The sequence below is a fragment of the Geomobilimonas luticola genome (assembly GCF_018476905.1).
In the GTDB taxonomy this organism is placed as follows: Bacteria; Desulfobacterota; Desulfuromonadia; order Geobacterales; family Geobacteraceae; genus Geomobilimonas; species Geomobilimonas luticola.
The window spans coordinates 73,363-90,370 of the sequence record NZ_JAHCVK010000010.1 but is presented as its reverse complement, the minus strand read 5'-3'; the positions used below and the strand labels follow the sequence as shown (position 1 = coordinate 90,370).

Annotated in this window: 15 protein-coding genes and 7 tRNA genes; all 22 read right to left on the bottom strand. The window is 54.9% G+C overall.

Going from position 1 to position 17,008, the window contains the following annotated elements; translation table 11 throughout:
- Positions 1 to 2 precede the first annotated feature (2 nt).
- The gene (locus KI810_RS15340) at positions 3 to 971 is read right to left on the bottom strand and encodes a peptidylprolyl isomerase (protein WP_214176437.1); all 969 of its coding nucleotides are present in this window, start codon (positions 969 to 971) and stop codon (positions 3 to 5) included.
- A gap of 136 nt (positions 972 to 1,107) precedes the next feature.
- Positions 1,108 to 1,184, bottom strand: a tRNA-Asp gene (locus KI810_RS15335).
- A gap of 44 nt (positions 1,185 to 1,228) precedes the next feature.
- Positions 1,229 to 1,304 (bottom strand) — tRNA-Val (locus KI810_RS15330).
- Positions 1,305 to 1,311: 7 nt separating this feature from the next.
- A tRNA-Asp gene (locus KI810_RS15325) sits at positions 1,312 to 1,388 on the bottom strand.
- A 120-nt stretch (positions 1,389 to 1,508) separates the two neighbouring features.
- Positions 1,509 to 3,929 (bottom strand): endopeptidase La, encoded by a 2,421-nt coding sequence (gene lon, locus KI810_RS15320; RefSeq protein ID WP_246525721.1) that lies wholly within the window; start codon positions 3,927 to 3,929, stop codon positions 1,509 to 1,511.
- Entirely contained in the window at positions 3,929 to 5,182 is a 1,254-nt protein-coding gene (clpX, locus tag KI810_RS15315; protein WP_214176436.1) for an ATP-dependent Clp protease ATP-binding subunit ClpX, read from the bottom strand. Before clpX ends, lon begins: the two co-directional genes overlap by 1 nt.
- Complete coding sequence (gene clpP / locus KI810_RS15310) at positions 5,179 to 5,778, bottom strand: ATP-dependent Clp endopeptidase proteolytic subunit ClpP (RefSeq protein ID WP_214176435.1); 600 nt, start codon at positions 5,776 to 5,778, stop codon at positions 5,179 to 5,181. The genes clpX and clpP overlap by 4 nt, the downstream gene beginning before the upstream one ends.
- Positions 5,779 to 5,793: 15 nt before the next feature.
- Entirely contained in the window at positions 5,794 to 7,092 is a 1,299-nt protein-coding gene (tig, locus tag KI810_RS15305; protein ID WP_214176434.1) for a trigger factor, read from the bottom strand.
- 96 nt (positions 7,093 to 7,188) lie between these two features.
- Positions 7,189 to 7,273: transfer RNA gene (locus KI810_RS15300), tRNA-Leu, on the bottom strand.
- A 55-nt stretch (positions 7,274 to 7,328) separates the two neighbouring features.
- Positions 7,329 to 7,404, bottom strand: a tRNA-His gene (locus KI810_RS15295).
- 12 nt (positions 7,405 to 7,416) lie between these two features.
- Positions 7,417 to 7,493 (bottom strand) — tRNA-Arg (locus KI810_RS15290).
- A 7-nt stretch (positions 7,494 to 7,500) separates the two neighbouring features.
- Positions 7,501 to 7,578, bottom strand: a tRNA-Pro gene (locus KI810_RS15285).
- 89 nt (positions 7,579 to 7,667) lie between these two features.
- Positions 7,668 to 8,264, bottom strand: coding sequence for an XTP/dITP diphosphatase (locus KI810_RS15280; protein ID WP_214176433.1), 597 nt, complete (start codon positions 8,262 to 8,264; stop codon positions 7,668 to 7,670).
- Positions 8,261 to 8,977 (bottom strand): ribonuclease PH, encoded by a 717-nt coding sequence (gene rph / locus KI810_RS15275; RefSeq protein ID WP_214176432.1) that lies wholly within the window; start codon positions 8,975 to 8,977, stop codon positions 8,261 to 8,263. Before rph ends, KI810_RS15280 begins: the two co-directional genes overlap by 4 nt.
- Before the next feature lie 63 nt (positions 8,978 to 9,040).
- Positions 9,041 to 10,081 carry a DHH family phosphoesterase gene (locus KI810_RS15270; protein ID WP_214176431.1) on the bottom strand — a complete coding sequence of 347 codons (1,041 nt, stop codon included), beginning with the start codon at positions 10,079 to 10,081 and terminating at the stop codon, positions 9,041 to 9,043.
- A 453-nt stretch (positions 10,082 to 10,534) separates the two neighbouring features.
- Positions 10,535 to 10,990, bottom strand: coding sequence for a helix-hairpin-helix domain-containing protein (locus KI810_RS17625; protein ID WP_214176430.1), 456 nt, complete (start codon positions 10,988 to 10,990; stop codon positions 10,535 to 10,537).
- 98 nt (positions 10,991 to 11,088) lie between these two features.
- The gene (gene cimA, locus KI810_RS15260) at positions 11,089 to 12,675 is read right to left on the bottom strand and encodes a citramalate synthase (protein ID WP_214176429.1); all 1,587 of its coding nucleotides are present in this window, start codon (positions 12,673 to 12,675) and stop codon (positions 11,089 to 11,091) included.
- 131 nt (positions 12,676 to 12,806) lie between these two features.
- Positions 12,807 to 14,039, bottom strand: coding sequence for an aspartate kinase (locus KI810_RS15255; RefSeq protein WP_214176428.1), 1,233 nt, complete (start codon positions 14,037 to 14,039; stop codon positions 12,807 to 12,809).
- A 74-nt stretch (positions 14,040 to 14,113) separates the two neighbouring features.
- Positions 14,114 to 14,617, bottom strand: a complete 504-nt coding sequence (gene tsaE / locus KI810_RS15250) for a tRNA (adenosine(37)-N6)-threonylcarbamoyltransferase complex ATPase subunit type 1 TsaE (protein WP_214176427.1) — start codon at positions 14,615 to 14,617, stop codon at positions 14,114 to 14,116.
- A 2-nt stretch (positions 14,618 to 14,619) separates the two neighbouring features.
- The gene (locus tag KI810_RS15245) at positions 14,620 to 15,075 is read right to left on the bottom strand and encodes a CBS domain-containing protein (RefSeq protein WP_214176426.1); all 456 of its coding nucleotides are present in this window, start codon (positions 15,073 to 15,075) and stop codon (positions 14,620 to 14,622) included.
- A gap of 14 nt (positions 15,076 to 15,089) precedes the next feature.
- Positions 15,090 to 16,628 (bottom strand): NAD(P)H-hydrate dehydratase, encoded by a 1,539-nt coding sequence (locus tag KI810_RS15240; RefSeq protein ID WP_214176425.1) that lies wholly within the window; start codon positions 16,626 to 16,628, stop codon positions 15,090 to 15,092.
- Positions 16,625 to 17,005 (bottom strand): holo-[acyl-carrier-protein] synthase, encoded by a 381-nt coding sequence (locus tag KI810_RS15235; RefSeq protein ID WP_214176424.1) that lies wholly within the window; start codon positions 17,003 to 17,005, stop codon positions 16,625 to 16,627. The genes KI810_RS15240 and KI810_RS15235 overlap by 4 nt, the downstream gene beginning before the upstream one ends.
- Positions 17,006 to 17,008: the final 3 nt, after the last annotated feature.

The following is a 17,008-nucleotide window of genomic DNA, read 5'->3' as shown; positions in this document are numbered from 1 at the left end:
GTCTATCCTTTTCCGGGATAGACGATTTTCGCCTTTGCTCTCAAGCCAGCCATCCACGCGTCGAACAACTGCTTTTTCTGCTTCTCGATCTGCTGCGTACGGATTTTATCTTTCACTTCTTCGTAGGGGAGTTGACGCGGTTCTTTTTTTTCAGTGAGCTTGATGAGGTGATATCCATACATCGACTCTATTACGCCGCTTACTTCACCGATCTTGAGTTTTTTCACCGCTTCTTCAAACTCCGGCACCGTCCTTCCCGTGTGAAAAAACCCCATATCCCCACCCTTGATCCGGGACATGTCATCCGAATTGTCATAGGCAAGCTGTCCGAAATCGGCACCATCCTGAACCTTTTTCAACAAAGTCTCTGCGCGCTCCCTGAGCTTTGCACGTTCCTCTGCAGTGGACGCCGGGTCTACTTTGACCAGAATGGTGCTTGCCCGGTACTCCTCAGGCTTCATGTATCTGCTCTTGTTTGTTTCGTAATACTCTCGTATTGCTGCTTCGGATATGCCGACCCTGTCGTCGACCTCCTGTTTCCGTATTTTTTCCGAAAGCAGGTCCCTGGCGATGAACCGCCTGAGCAATTTCTCGGAAAAACCCGCTTTCTTAATCGCCTTGTCGAATTCGCTCCGGTTGTTGAAACGCGCAACAACACGATTGAACTCGGCATCCAAGGCTTTATCATCCGGCTTTAAACCTTTTGCCAGGGCGTCCTGATACTGAAGCTCTTTCTCCACGAGGATGGCAAGGGCCCTTGCTTGAATACTCTTGATTTTTTCTGCTGACATTCCGCCATGAAAACTGGTTTCCATGGGGACGATCTTCTGTACCTCCTGGGATAACTCAGCCACCGACAGCTTCTCTCCGTTGACGGTTACGGCTACATTTTCCAGTTCATTGGCAGAGGCTACGTTGAGACAGGAACAAGCCAGACAAATTGACAGCATAATCAGACGGCAAAAAGCCATAACGTCCCCTAACTACATATTTTTTGCAAGGATAAACGATTTACGTCCGCTTAGTCAAGGGAAAGGGAAGACTGGCGGGACATTGCGGGTAAACGAAATAAAAAAAGGGCCATGATTGATCATGGCCCTTAGGGACTGGCGGGGTCGACGGGGCTCGAACCCGCGGCCTCCGGCGTGACAGGCCGGCGTTATAACCAACTTAACTACGACCCCAGTGGTATAAATTGTCGCGGTAGAACCGAAACCGCGTATATCAATGGTGGGCGAAACAGGGATCGAACCTGTGACATCCAGCTTGTAAGGCTGGCGCTCTCCCAGCTGAGCTATTCGCCCGGATAGATGGCGGGGTCGACGGGGCTCGAACCCGCGGCCTCCGGCGTGACAGGCCGGCGTTATAACCATCTTAACTACGACCCCAATAAGCGTAGCTGGTACATAAGCTGATGTGACCGCTTTTATGATCCCGCGCTACAGAGAAAGTGATTTATAGCAGAGCCGAGCCGGCAGTGTCAAGATTTTTTTCCTTGTTGTCAGCATTCAGTGTGCCGTCACCGGATCGTCTACCGCGGGGTGGTCAGCCAGGACAACCGGCGGCAGTGAAACAAGCGGCTCGCCCGTAAGCGACAGCGTCAGGACCTCATCCATGTGAAAGACAGGATGAATGGTAATGCCGGATGTAATGTCCTGGGGTATTTCCGCCAAATCCTTTGCATTGTCCATGGGGATCAGGACCGTTTTGATCAGTCCCCGTTTTGCTGCCAGAATTTTTTCCTTCAAACCACCTATGGGAAGTACCCTCCCCCGCAGGGTTATCTCCCCAGTCATGGCAATATCCCGACGTACCGGCCTGCCGGTCAAAGCCGATGTAAGGGCTGTGGCCATGGCGATGCCTGCCGAAGGGCCATCTTTGGGGATGGCCCCCTCGGGGACGTGGATATGAATATCCACGTTCTGATAGAACTCCCGCTCCAACCCAAGGGCCTGTGCCCGCGAACGGACATACGTCATGGCAGCCTGAGCTGACTCCTGCATGACGCCACCCAGCTTGCCCGTTATGGTCAGTTTTCCCTTGCCCGGCAACACCGCCACCTCGATAACAAGCAATTCCCCGCCAACTTCGGTCCAGGCCAGCCCGGTGACAAGCCCAACGGCATCACGCTCCTCCGCAATGCCATGCCTGAAACGCGGCACACCCAAATAATCGCGAACCTGCTTCGGTTGTATGGTGAATTTCCGTCGAGAACCCTTGACCATGCTGTGGGCAATTTTACGGCATATGGAGGCAATTTCCCGTTCAAGGTTGCGCACTCCCGCCTCACGGGTGTAGTGACGGATCACCTCCACGATTGCCCTGTCTGTTACGGCAACAGCTCCAGACTGCAGTCCGTGCACGGCGAGCTGCTTCTGCAACAGATGCTGGCGTACGATCTGCAGTTTTTCATTCTCCGTATAGCCTTCGATCCTGATGACTTCTAGCCTGTCCAGAAGCGGCCGGGGAACGGTATGGAGAGAATTTGCCGTAGTGACGAACATGACACGGGAAAGATCATACTCGACTTCAAGAAAATGGTCGCTGAACGTGGCATTCTGTTCGGGATCGAGCACCTCCAGCATCGCAGACGCAGGGTCACCACGGAAGTCGGAGCTCATCTTGTCAATTTCGTCCAGAAGAAAAACGGGATTATTGCTCCCCACTTTTTTCAGGTTCTGGATGATCCTTCCCGGCATCGCCCCCACGTACGTGCGTCTGTGTCCCCTGATTTCCGCCTCGTCGCGAACCCCGCCGAGTGACATTTTGACGAAGTCGCGGCCAGTCGCCGTGGCGATCGAGCGGGCCAGTGATGTTTTCCCGACCCCCGGAGGGCCCACCAGGCAAAGGATCGGCCCCCGAATCTTCTTGACCAGGGAGTTGACTGAAAGATATTCGAGAATGCGCTCCTTTACCTTCTCCAGACCACAGTGGTCCGCATCGAGAATTTTCTCCGCGAGCCGTATGTCATCTTTCTCATCGACGTAATTTCCCCAGGGGAGGGTGACCAGCCAGTCAACGTAATTTCTGACGACAGCTGCCTCTGCAGACATGGGGGACATGAGTCTGAGTTTTTTGAGCTCGGCCTTCGCCTTCTTCCTTGCCTCGTCGGACAGCTTCAGCTTTTCAATCTTCTGTTCGAGTTCGTTGATTTCCTGTTTGAACTCGTCTTTGGCTCCCAGTTCTTTCTGGATGGCACGCATCTGCTCATTCAGATAGTACTCACGCTGGGATTTCTCCATCTGCTTCTTGACCCGGGTCCGGATTTTTTTCTCGATCTGGAGTATCTCTATTTCCGATTCCATGAATGCAAACAGTTTTTCAAGCCGCCGTGCCACATTTCGCGTGGCAAGAAGCTCCTGCCTGTCGGCAAGCTTGAGATTGAGATGGGGGACAAGGCCGTCCGCCAGTTGCCCCGGCTCACTATTACCTGTCAGAGTTGTCACGATCTCGGCCGGAATTGACTTGGCAAGCTTGGCGTAGTTCTCGAAAGCTGCAGTGACGCCCCTGACGAGTGCCTGGGTCTCGGATTTCGGGTCGATTTTTTCCGCAATCTCGACCACTTTCACAACAAAGTAGTCTGCTGCAGACTCAAAGCCAACAATGTTCCCCCGCCGCTTCCCTTCTATCAGGACTTTCACCGTTCCATCGGGCAATCTCAGCAATTGGAGTATCTGGCACACCGTGCCGGCGGCATAGATATCATCGGCGGTCGGCTCTTCGGTCTGAGCGTTTTTCTGGGTTGCGAGAAAAATCAGCTTCCCGTTATCCATGGCCGCCTGCAGTGCCTGGATAGACTTTTCCCTGCCGACAAAGAGTGGCACCACCATGGCGGGAAAGACAACTATATCTCTTAACGGCAAGAGAGGGAATCTTGCCGGATTCCCTCTCTTGTTACTGCTCGTCGATTCCATGTTCAATCCTGTCATCAAGCGGACTCCGCCACGTTTTCATAGACAATTATCGGTTTTTCCCTGTTATAGATCACGTCATCGTTGATGACAACCTCTTTCACCATGGACTGGGAAGGTATCTCGTACATGATGTCGAGCATGGCATTTTCCAGTATGGAGCGGAGGCCGCGCGCCCCTGTCTTCCGCTTCAGAGCCTCCCGGGCGATGGCGATCAGCGATCCGTCAGTGAATTTCAGCTTTACGTGCTCCATCTCGAAGAGTTTCTGGTACTGCTTCACCAATGCATTTTTCGGCTCTTTCAGAATCTGCACCATGGCGTCCTCGCCCAGTTCACTTAACGTGGCAAGGACCGGCAACCGCCCGATAAATTCGGGAATGAAACCAAACCTGAGCAGATCTTCCGGCGTCGATTCGGTCAACAATTCGCCGGCCCGCTTCTCGACCTTCTTCTTAACATCGGCGCCAAAACCGAGGGTTTTTACCCCGATCCGCTGCTGGATTATGTTGTCAAGACCGGCAAATGCCCCGCCGCAGATAAAAAGGATATTGGTCGTATCCACCTTGAGAAATTCCTGCTGGGGGTGCTTGCGTCCACCTTTGGGAGGAACGCTCGCGACAGTTCCCTCGATGATTTTCAGAAGCGCCTGCTGGACCCCCTCACCGGAGACATCGCGGGTTATGGAAGGGGAATCGGACTTGCGGGCAATCTTGTCGATCTCGTCGATATAGATAATTCCCTTCTGGGCGCGCTCCACATCGTAATCAGCAGCCTGAAGAAGGTTGAGAATGATGTTTTCGACATCCTCCCCGACGTAACCGGCTTCGGTGAGGTTGGTGGCATCCGCCATGGCGAACGGGACCTTGAGTATACGCGCCAGGGTCTGTGCCAGAAGGGTTTTACCGGAGCCTGTGGGTCCAAGGAGGAGGATATTGCTCTTGTGCATCTCCACGTCACCCGGCTTGCCCATCGCTTCAATGCGTTTGTAATGGTTGTAGACAGCGACGGCGAGGATTTTCTTGGCCCGTTCCTGTCCGATAACGTACTCGTCGAGGACTTCCTTTATCTCCTGAGGCTTGGGAAGCTTCCTGACGTCCGGCCCCATCGCCTCTTCGAGCTTGGTCTCCTCGGCAATGATATCGTTACAGAGTTCTATACATTCATCGCAGATGTAGACCGTCGGCCCGGCAATCAGCTTCTTGACCTCGTCCTGGCTTTTACCGCAAAAAGAACAGATCAGGTTATCGGATCTATCGTCTCTTCTGCTCACCGGGAGCCTCCCGTAAAGGTATTTCGTGCAATTATCGAGTCAATAATACCATAGTTACGGGCATCTTCTCCAGACATAAAATAATCACGCTCCGTGTCCGCTTCCACCTTCTCCAGCGACTGTCCACTGTGGGAGGCCAGTATCTGGTTCAGCGTCTTTTTCATGCGGAGAATTTCCTGGGCATGGATGTGTATGTCGGTAGCCTGCCCCTGAAAGCCCCCGAGAGGCTGATGGATCATGATACGGGAGTGGTTAAGGCTGAAACGCTTTCCCTTTTCCCCGCCAGCAAGGAGAAGAGCCGCCATGGACGCGGCCTGGCCGACACAAATCGTGGAAACAGGGGCTTTGATGTACTGCATGGTGTCGTATATTGCCATTCCCGACGTAACTATCCCTCCGGGAGAATTGATGTAGAGATGGATGTCTTTGTCAGGATCTTCCGCCTCGAGGAAAAGGAGCTGGGCAATGATGAGATTTGACAGATTGTCGTCGATCTGACCGCCAAGAAATACAATCCGGTCCTTCAACAATCGCGAATAGATATCGTAAGAACGCTCGCCCCGTCCGGTCTGTTCAACTACAATGGGTACCAGCATTTTCCCTCCTGCTCGTTAGATTTCGCCCTTATCAACTTCGGTGACGGTCGCCTTGTCCAGCAGGAATTCAACCACCCGATCTTCCTTAACCTGCGACACGAGTCCATCCAGTGCCTGTTGGTTCTGCTTGTAATACGCGTTGATTCGCTCGAAAGGTTGCCCATTCTCCTCGGCGATCTTTTTCAGTCGTGCTTCCACGTCGGCCTCGCCGACAGTGATCTTCTCCTGCCCGGACAGCGCATCCAGCAGCAGGGAGCCTTTTACCTGCTGTTCGGCGACACTCTTGAACTGGACCTTGTAACTCTCGTCATCAAGGCCCATTATAGCCAGTGAGAGTTTCTGGTTCGCAAGGCGCCGCTTGGTGCTTTCCAGCATCATGTCAAGTTGCCGTTCCACCATTGTCTCAGGCACTTCAATGTCGTTCTTCTCGATGAGCGCCTTTACCACCCGATCCCGCAGGTCAGCGTCGATCCTGTCCTTCTCACGCAGATCGTGCATTTCCGTCAGTTTCGCTTTCAAATCCGCCAACGTCTCGAATTCACCAAACTGCTTGGCGAATTCATCGTCGAGGGGGGGGAGTTCCTTAACTTTTATTTCCTTTAGTTTGACGGTAAAGGTCACTTCCTTGCCGGCCAGTTCTTCGCTGCCGTACTCCGCAGGAAAGGTCACCACGATGTCCTTTTCCGCAGCCACCTCCATGCCCATCAGCTGTTCCTCGAAGCCGGGAATGAAACGACCCGAACCGAGTTCCAGGACGTGGTCAGTGGCCTCACCGCCGGCAAAAGGTACGCCGTTGAGAAACCCCTTGAAATCGATGGTGACGAAATCCCCCTGAGCCGCCGGTCGTCCCTCTACCGGTTCCAGTTGCGCCATCCCTTCACGCATTTCGCCAAGACGCTTTTCAATGACCGCCTCATCCCTCACGTATTTTTCTTTCTTTACGGCAAGACCGGCGTAATCCTTCACTTCGATTTCGGGAAAGACCTCGACGGTCGCGGAATACGTGAACGCTTGCCCTTTTTTAAGCTCGTCGCTGTCAATGACAGGGTGGGAGACAGGGTAAATCTTGTGCTCCTTGAGAGTGCTGAAATAGGTATCGTTGACCAGGTTCTTCAGCACATCGTCTGCCATCCTGTCGCTGTAATGCTTTTCCAGCATTGCCTGGGGCACTTTACCCTTACGAAAACCCTTGATGGCCACCTGTTTACGGATCTGATCATAGGCTTTCTCGATTTCCGCTGTCACACGGTCGGCAGGAATTTCAAAACTGATTTTCTTCTTTACCTTGCTGAGAGCTTCCACGTTGATCTGCATGTCAAAAACCTCACTCTATATTCGGGTTGGATTTGGCCGATTGCAAAGAACAGGGCTTCTGCCCGTATGAAGTACTGCCGGGGGGAACTGACGATATGGTGCGAGAGAGGGGATTTGAACCCCTACACCTTTCGGTGCTGGATCCTAAGTCCAGTGCGTCTGCCAGTTCCGCCACTCTCGCCAGAAACTGCAACATATACGAATAAGCCCCGCTTGCGCGGGGCCTGGTGTTTAAATGGGGTGGCTAGTGGGATTCGAACCCACGTATGAACGAGTCACAGTCGTTTGTGTTAACCGCTTCACCATAGCCACCATACTGGGTTTTGGCACGCCTGAGAGGATTCGAACCTCTGACCTACGGCTTAGAAGGCCGTTGCTCTATCCGGCTGAGCTACAGGCGCAGAGTTTTGGTCGGGGTGAGAGGATTCGAACCTCCGACCCCCTGCTCCCAAGGCAGGTGCGCTAGCCCGGCTGCGCTACACCCCGAGAAAAATGATTTTATATCATGCCGACCAAAATCATGCAAGGTATTTTTATCGCCAATATATCTCCGCAGAGCGCGACAGAGGAACGACTCACGGCCCGCATCCCTGCAGATAGGTTTTCAGTTCCCTGAGCGCCCGCCCTCGATGGCTGATACGGTTTTTCAGCTCCAATGGCAGCTCGGCAAGGGTGCGGCCATACTCAGGAACGAGAAACAACGGATCGTATCCGAACCCACCCTCCCCCCGGGGCGCATCCAGAATAACCCCCGATAATTCTCCGGTAAACGTGCGACACTCTCCTTCTGGCTGGCAGAGTGCAATAACACAGTGAAAGGCTGCTCTGCGCGCCTCCCTCGGCACACCTTCAAGTTCCCGCAGCAGCCTGGCATTATTCGCGACGTCGTCCGCATCATGACCGGCAAAGCGTGCAGAATACACTCCCGGCCGCCCGTCGAGAGCTTCCACCACCAGCCCTGAATCGTCTGCCAGAGCCGGCTTGCCGGTTAACAGAGCCGCGTTTTGTGCCTTCTTCACGGCATTTTCCGCAAAACTCACACCATCTTCCACCACTGAAGGAATTTCGGGAAAATCCGCAAGAGAGTAGAGCCGCGCAACTATATCGTGGAGCAGCGCCTCAAGCTCACGCAACTTGCCACGGTTGCCCGTCGCGACGAGAAGCTCATTCATCGACCGAGAACCTCGTTCTGGATTGCAAACAACTGCCTGATCCCTTTCTGAGCCAGATTGCGCATGGCATCCATTTCGGCAACAGTGAACGGCGTGCCTTCCGCCGTCCCCTGCACTTCAACGAAACGGTCCGATGAGGTCATGACAATATTCATGTCCACCTCGGCGGAGGAATCTTCATGGTAGTCCAGGTCAAGGACGGGAACCCCCGAAACGATCCCGACGCTCACCGCCGCCACCGCTTCCTTGAGGGGTAACCGGGACAACGCACCTTTATCCATCAACCAGGTAACTGCATCAACGAGTGCCACATAGGCACCGGTGATGGAAGCGGTGCGGGTGCCACCGTCGGCCTGAATGACATCACAATCGATAAGAATGCTCCGCTCTCCGAGTAGCGTCAAATCGGTGACGGCCCTCAAGGACCGACCTATCAAGCGCTGAATCTCATGGGTGCGCCCACCTATTTTCCCCTTAGCCGCCTCCCGCGACGAGCGGGTGTGGGTAGCCCGCGGCAGCATGGCATATTCTGCCGTCACCCACCCACTCCCTTTCCCCCGCAGAAAAGGAGGAACACTTTCCTCGACTGAAGCGGTACAGATGACCCTTGTATCGCCGAATTCAACGAGAACCGCTCCTTCTGCATGCTTGAGAAACTGCCGCGTAATGCGTATCTCCCTGAGGTTCTCAGCCCCTCTTCCATCGTGTCGCATAGATCTCCCTGTGTCGTAGTGTCAGGCAGTTATAGCCGGATTGTCCATTCCTTGTCAACCGCTTCACGCAATCAGATGACGAACCGGCAGGGAGGCCGCGCCCAGTTCGGCAAGAAACCGCTCGGTCATGAGGTTTTCCATTTCTTCTACGTCAGCTGGAGTCGGGGAAGCAATTTCCACCTTGCCGCCGGCCATCATACCATGTCCGCCAGCAGCACCAACTCCGGTAACCAGTTGCCTGAGCACGTCGCCGGCATTCATGTCGTGCCGATTGCTCCGCATGGAGATAATCATGTCATTGTTGTACATCCCCATGGTTAGAACCATCTCGATATCCTCGAGACGAAGCAGGAAATCGGCCATTTCGGCAACAAGTTCGGGGAAGGCCACCGCTCCGAGCCGTGAAACGAGCACGTTACCGTAAATTGACGTATTGGCCAGCGCCCTACTGACCGTCACGAAATATTCGAACGGCTGTTTTGGATGGGTTATCGAATTGAGAAGCCGTTTGTTGGTCAGGGGGAAGAGCCGATGGTACGCCTCCCGGTCCGGAAGATTCGTGTCTCGCCCCAGGTCCTGGGTTTCGGATTTAATGGCATAGAAGAGCGCCGTCGCCAGCTTCGTCCCGATGGGCACGTCTTGTACCTGCAGATATTCATACAGGATGGTGGCGGTTACCCCGTACTCCTCACGCACATCGACCCAGCGACACTGCCTCGTCGCTTCCCTCAGGGGGTGATGGTCGATGACGACATCCACGCGGGTGCCCGGCGGAAGGGAGTTGTTCCCCGTCCCGGGTTGGGTGTCGAGCATGCATACTACCTGAAAATCAGACAGATCGGTTATGCCGAGAGGAGTGAGGGGAATCTGGAGTTCCTTTGCCATGGCAAGGTTTTCACTTCGGCCTATCATCCCCGAAAAGGTAATCACCGTCTCTTTATTCAGCTTCATGACGAACAGATGGCGCAACGCCATGGCTGATGCCAGGCAATCTGGATCAGGATTGTCGTGGACGACAATAACTATTTTGCCTTTACCCCGGACCCACGCCAGTAGATTGTCGGTGAACTGCCTGATGTCACGCAGTTCAACATCGGTTGCCATAGATAATCTCTCCGTTCCCGAATTTTCTAAGTGTACCTCATCCACATGGCACGACAAGCAGAGACCACCGCCCTCATCAGCACAGACACAAAAAAAGAGAGGGAAGCCCGCTTCCCTCTCTTTTCTGCATCGAGTATGTTCAGATGATTATCCCAGGTAAAGGTTATGATTCCTGGCCCTGTTGGCAAGAATGGTGGGATCCAGCACTTCGCCGCAACAGGTGCATTTCCATGCATCGAACGACCGGACGAAATCATAAAACTTCTCTGCAAACATACGACCTTTACACTTAGGACAATTCATGATGGTCACCCCCACATGGAAAATTTCTTCAATCACAAGTACCGGAGGGTATTTCATCATATGTGCCAACGTGGCTACTGAATAAAATATTGTGTGCAACTGTTTTGCACATCCCCATTTTTTTGTTTTATTTCAAGTCGTTATGCATACTTAAAAATAACGCCTGAGTGTCTCGACACGTTTTTCTCCGATTCCGGGTACCCTTAACAGACCGTCAATCGTGCCAAATTCGCCATTATTATGACGCTCCGCAATTATATCTTCCGCCAGCTCCGGCCCTATCCCCGGTAGTGCCTCCCAGTCCGCACCATCCATCAGATCGGGGTTTAACGGAATCCCGAGCAGCATCCGCTCCCGTGCGTTCATCATATTTAGTGATATTTCAGCATGTTGGTTCTTGCCTGAAGAAACCGTCACCATATCCCCACCAACAACTTCGCGGGCACAAAGACATTCGACTTCCTGGTCAGAGAGCGAACCGGGCATCGTCATATTTATGACATCCGCGATCGTGGTCCCTTCTGAAAACCGATATACCCCCGGCTTCGGTACAAGGCCAGCCAGACGGATGGTGAACTGGGCGCTGGTACGATGCACAAAGGCCACGGAATCCCCATTCCGGGGAACACCGTGGCCCTTGTGCAGGTACATTATGCAGAGTGAGGCTGCAAGCAACCAAAGGACGAAGCATTCGCTCCGCCGTGTCACTTTTTGCCGGCCTCCCCCTCCTCGCCCTTGTGCAGTTTGTACTCGATGCTGTCGATGAGTGCCTGGTAGGATGCATCGATTATGTTGTCAGAAACGCCGACAGTGCCCCAGCGGCTTTCCTTGTCGCCCGACTCGATAAGCACCCGGATGGCTGACGCGGTGCCCTGACCGGCAGGAAGCACACGAACCTTATAGTCAAGAAGCTTGACCTCCTTGAGCCGCGGATAGAACTTCTCCAGGGCCTTTCGGATAGCGTTGTCCAGGGCATTCACCGGCCCGTTCCCTTCAGCCGCGGTATGCTCCACCTTCCCCCCAACCTTTACCATGATCGTGGCTTCCGACAGGGGCTTCTGATCCTCATGGCGCTTCTCGTCAATGACCCGGAAGCCGATGACCGAGAAAAACTTGCGGTGGGTTCCGAGGGCGCGTTTCATGAGCAGTTCGAAGGAAGCCTCGGCCCCCTCGAACTGGTACCCCCGGTTCTCCATATCCTTGATATTGTCGAGTATGTCGAGGGTGACGGGATCCTTGCTGTCGAGGTTGATATTGAACTCCTCGGCCTTGGCAAGTATGTTCGCACGCCCCGAGAGATCGGAGATGAGAACTCTCGTGGTATTCCCCACCAGCTCAGGACGCAGGTGCTCATAGGTCTCGGCGTGGCGCTGGATGGCACTGACATGAACACCTCCCTTGTGGGCGAAGGCGGAATTACCCACGTAGGGCTGATGCTTGTCGGGAGAAAGATTGGCCAGTTCATAGACGAAACGCGACAGGTCACGCAGCTTGCGGAGTTGCTCGGCGCTGATACACTCTTTACCCATCTTCAGCCTGAGGGCAGGAATGATGGAGCAGAGATTGGCGTTGCCGCACCGCTCGCCGAAACCGTTGATGGTCCCCTGCACGTGCACGATCCCCTGTTCAACGGCATGGAGGGAATTGGCGACAGCGCACTCAGAATCATTGTGGGTATGGATGCCGAGGGGGGTCTTGATATGCTTCTTCACGTCCTTGATGATCTGGGCAAGCTCGAAGGGCATGGTGCCGCCGTTGGTATCGCAGAGAATGATACAGTCGGCCTTGGCCTGCTCGGCCGCCTTGAGGGTTTTGATGGCGTACTCCGGATTGGCCTTGTAGCCGTCGAAGAAATGCTCGGCATCGTAAAAGACTTCCGGTGCCCGGGACTTCAGGTATTCCAGGGAGTCGAAGATGAGCTCCAGGTTCTCTTCCAGCGGAATGCGCAACGCCTCCCTCACGTGGAAATCCCAGGTCTTGCCGAAGATGGTTATGGCATCGGGTTCCGCCTGGATCAGGGTCCGGATGTTCTGGTCCTTATCAGGCGTTATCTTGGCCCGCCGAGTTGAACCAAAAGCTGCAATTTTCGCCTGGGAGAGCTTCTCCTTTTTTATCTCCTTGAAAAAGGCAATGTCCTTGGGATTGCTCCCCGGCCATCCCCCCTCGATGTAGTTGATGCCAACCTCGTCCAGCTTGTGGGCAATGCGGATCTTGTCTTCCACCAGAAACGAGATATCTTCCCCCTGCGTTCCGTCCCGCAGTGTCGTATCGTACAATTTTACCAGGCTCATGCATTCACCCTATACCCGATGGATTTTTACTCCTACAACAAGAGGCACAGAGCACAACGTCGGTCAGGATTTGACTCGAGTATCTCTGTGCCTCCCGTTTGAGACTATTGAACAGAACGAGCGTGAAAGGCCTATTCCCCCTTCACATCCTTCCCCGACATGCCGAAGGCATCGTGCAGCACCCGTACCGCAAGCTCGGTGTACTTGGCGTCGATCACCACCGAGACCTTGATTTCTGAAGTGGAGATCATCTGGATGTTGATTCCCTCCTTGGCCAGCGTCTGAAACATCTTGGTCGCCACGCCGGCGTGGCTCCGCATACCGACCCCGACGATGGAAATCTTGGAGATATTCTCATCGGTCACCACATCCTTGGCCGCTATTTCCTTGGCGGTCTCCTTGGTAATGGCGAGTGCCTTCTTGAAATCCGCCTTGGTCACGGTGAAGGTGAAATCGGTATGACCGGATTCACTCACGTTCTGCACGATCATGTCAACGGAGATGTTGGCATCAGACAGGGGGGAGAGAATCTTGGCGGCGATCCCCGGCTTGTCGGGAACGTTCATCACGGCAATCTTGGTTTCGTTCTTATCGTAGGCGATGCCTGACACGAGTACTGCTTCCATTTCCTTATCCTCCTTGGTAACCATGGTACCCTGATTATCATTGAAGCTGGAGCGGACATGCACGTCCACATTGTATTTCTTGGCGAATTCCACCGAGCGGATCTGGAGGACCTTCGCCCCCAGGCTGGCCAGTTCCAGCATCTCATCATAGGAAACCTTGTCGACCTTGCGGGCATCGGTGCATATGTTGGGATCGGTGGTATAGACTCCGTCCACGTCGGTAAATATCTCGCAGACATCTGCCTTCAGGGCAGCCGCCAGGGCAACCGCCGATGTATCGGACCCCCCTCTGCCGAGGGTGGTGACGTTTCCCGCCCGATCTATTCCCTGGAATCCGGCAACAACGACGATGGTGCCATCCTTGAGGTCAGCGCGCATGTTGGTGTCGGGGATCTCTTCAATACGCGCCTTGCTGAAAGCGCTGTCGGTTATGACCGGAACCTGCCAGCCGTGATAGGATTTAGCCTTGTACCCCATAGATTTCAAGCAGATGGAGAGAAGTGCAATGGAAACCTGTTCGCCCGATGCCACAAGGACATCGTATTCGCGATTGTCGGGAAACTCGCAGATATCGTTGGCAAGGGCCACCAGTTTGTTGGTTTCGCCGGACATGGCCGACACGACAACTACCATGTCATTGCCTGCATCATAGGTTTTGGCGACCCTCTTGGCCACATTACGGATCCGATCAATCGACCCCATCGACGTGCCGCCGTATTTTTGAACCACCAGAGCCATCTGAGCTATCCTCCTTTGATTAAAACCTTGTCTCACCCATTAAGGCAAGAGGGTAAACGGTTGGAATGCTTTTATTAGCAGGAATCCTGCAACGGGTCAAAACATTTTTTCCGGTTCCCGGGAAAAAGCCCTTCCACGAGTTCCTCATAGCGCTGGCCATGGGGCTCGAAAAGCAGATGCCGGCACTCATCTCCCCCGTGACTGAAGGTGATGGACAGGCGGTCGCCGGGCATCTCCCCCTGCAATCGTTCTGCCCATTCCACCAGGCAGGCGCCGCCGCCATAAAAATACTCGTCAAAACCGAGTTCCAGAATATCATCCCCGCCGACAAGCCGGTAAAGATCGAAATGGTAGAACGGCAAACGTCCAGGATACATATTGAGAAGGGTAAACGTCGGGCTGGTAATGGGAATCGCCCCATCCACCCCTGCGCCTACGGCAACCCCCTTGGCAAACTCGGTTTTACCCGTCCCAAGATCACCTGTCAAGGCAATGAAATCACCTGGCTCGAGAAGTTCACCGAGCCGCCGCCCCAGGGCCGAGGTTTCCAGCGCACTGCGAGTGACTACCTCGAGCACCGTCACTCCTGGCCAGTCATGGTGCGGATCAGGTCGATGCGGGCCACCATACCGACCACCTTTTTCCCCTGCACCACGGGCAGGGCATGGAGCTTTCGGCTGCTCATAAGGTCGGCGACGGTGCTCAAGGGGGTGGCAGGTGTCACCGTCACAACGTCCTCCAGGTATATGTCCCCCACGGTCTGACCGGTCATTTTCTGCAGTTGCCGCTCGAATTTTTTCTCGCTTTCAACATAGAGCACCCAATCGAAGAGAGAAATGACCGTCGGGATATGAAGGTTCTTGTCCTGCTCGATCAGATCACTTTCAGTGACCACTCCGATAAGATCGCCGGCTGCGTCGACCACCGGTGCGGTACTGATCCGGTTCCGGGCAAACAGTTCCGCCAGTTCCCGTATGGATGTTTCCTTCGTTACAGTTATCACCTCTTTGGTCATTACATCGGCAACAGTCAGCATAGTATCCTCTCCATTCATTGTATCAATTGGTTACAGGCATAGGGAAGCCGCTCCTGGACATCCACGGCAGCCATGCCGATCTCACCCATCTCAGCCGCCACCATGTCGGCCGCATGGCCATGGAGGAATACCCCGATACGGCAGGCGGTAAACGGTTCATAACCCTGAGCGAGAAGGGCCACCAGAATGCCGGCAAGGACATCGCCCATCCCCCCTGATGCCATGCCGGGGTTGCCGCTCCCATTGATGGCCAGCCGCCCGTCCGGAGCAGCGATGATGGTACGCGCTCCTTTGAGAATAACATAAACCCCGTGGTATTCAGCAAACTCACGGGCTGCGGTTGTCCGGCCACGCTCCACGTCGGTCACCGAACAGCCGGCCAGTCGCGCCATCTCTCCCGGATGGGGGGTAAGAATGAGGGCTGGTGATTTTTTGTGGAGGAGGACCTCCGGCTCACCCGCGACAGCGTTCAACCCATCGGCATCAAGCACCAGAGGCAGGGAAACGGTTGAAACCAGCCGACGCACCAGCTGGACGGTTTCAGGGTGGAGCGAAAGCCCCGGCCCTACCGCAACTGCATTTTTTCCTTCCAGGGCATTATCGATGAAAGCCTGGTCAGCATTAACGAGGTACCCGAGGTCGCCATCGGGGAGGGGAAGCGTCATGGCTTCGGTTGTTTTGGCCTCCAGAATGGGACTGAGACTGGCCGGAACCGCCAGGGTCACCAGTCCGGCACCGCTTCGCACCGCACTGTTGGCCGCCATGGCCGCCGCGCCTGTCTTGCCGGTAGAGCCTGCGATGATAAGGCAATGGCCGAAACTCCCCTTGTGGGAGGTACGCTCACGCTTGCGCAGCAGCGGCCGGATCGCATCGGCTTCGAGGAATTCAAGGCCGGGCGCGGCATCGGTTACCTCACCAGGAATGCCGATGTCCACAACCTTCAGACTGCCGGTAAACGTAACCCCAGGATACATAACATGTCCGCACTTGGCCAAAGCGAAGGTCACCGTCAGATCGGCCCGCACCGCAGTTCCCAGCACCTTGCCGGTGGCCGCATCGATCCCCGACGGAATGTCCACCGCCAGCACCGGCGGACCGGCGGCATTGACCAGAGAGATGGCCTCTGCATACACTCCCGTCACCTCGCTCCTGAGCCCGGTGCCGAGGAGGGCATCGACAATGACGTCCGCCTCCCGCAGTGCCGCCACATAATGACCGAGCATGCCGGGCTCGGAACAGAAGGTTACCGCACCATCTCCCAGACGTTCCAGATTGACGCGTGCGTCCCCCCCGATCTCCTCCTTGCGGGCAATGACAAAGGTCGCAACCTGCCACCCATTCTCGCGCAGGAGACGGGCAACGACAAAGCCGTCGCCACCGTTATTCCCCTTGCCCGCCACCACAACGGCCCGCCCCGTGCTGTCACATAGCTCCGTAATGGCCGCCACGCAACCGGTCCCCGCATTCTCCATCAGGGCAAGTCCCGGCACCCCGAACTCCTCAATGGTACGCCGGTCGATTTCCTGCATGGTTGTCCCGGTTACGACCTTCATTCACCCTCCAGGATCACGGATGCGGCAGCCACGTCTCCGTCATGGGACAGGGACAGGAAAATGTGCCGCAGACCGCGCTTCTCGAACAGCTCACGGGCACGGCCGGAAAGCCGCAAGTCGGGTTTTCCGAGGGGATCGTTGACCACCTCCACGTCATGCCAGCAGATGCCGTCCCGGAGCCCCGTGCCGAGAGCCTTTAAAAAGGCCTCCTTGGCGGCAAAACGCAGGGCGTAGTGCTGGGCGCTCCGCTTGCGGGCGGCACAGTAATCGCGTTCGTGAAGGGTAAACAGCCGCTCCAGGAGCGGAAGATTGTTCTCCTCCACAAAACGCTCGAAGCGGCTGATGGCCACAATGTCGATACCATTCCCGAAGATCATGTC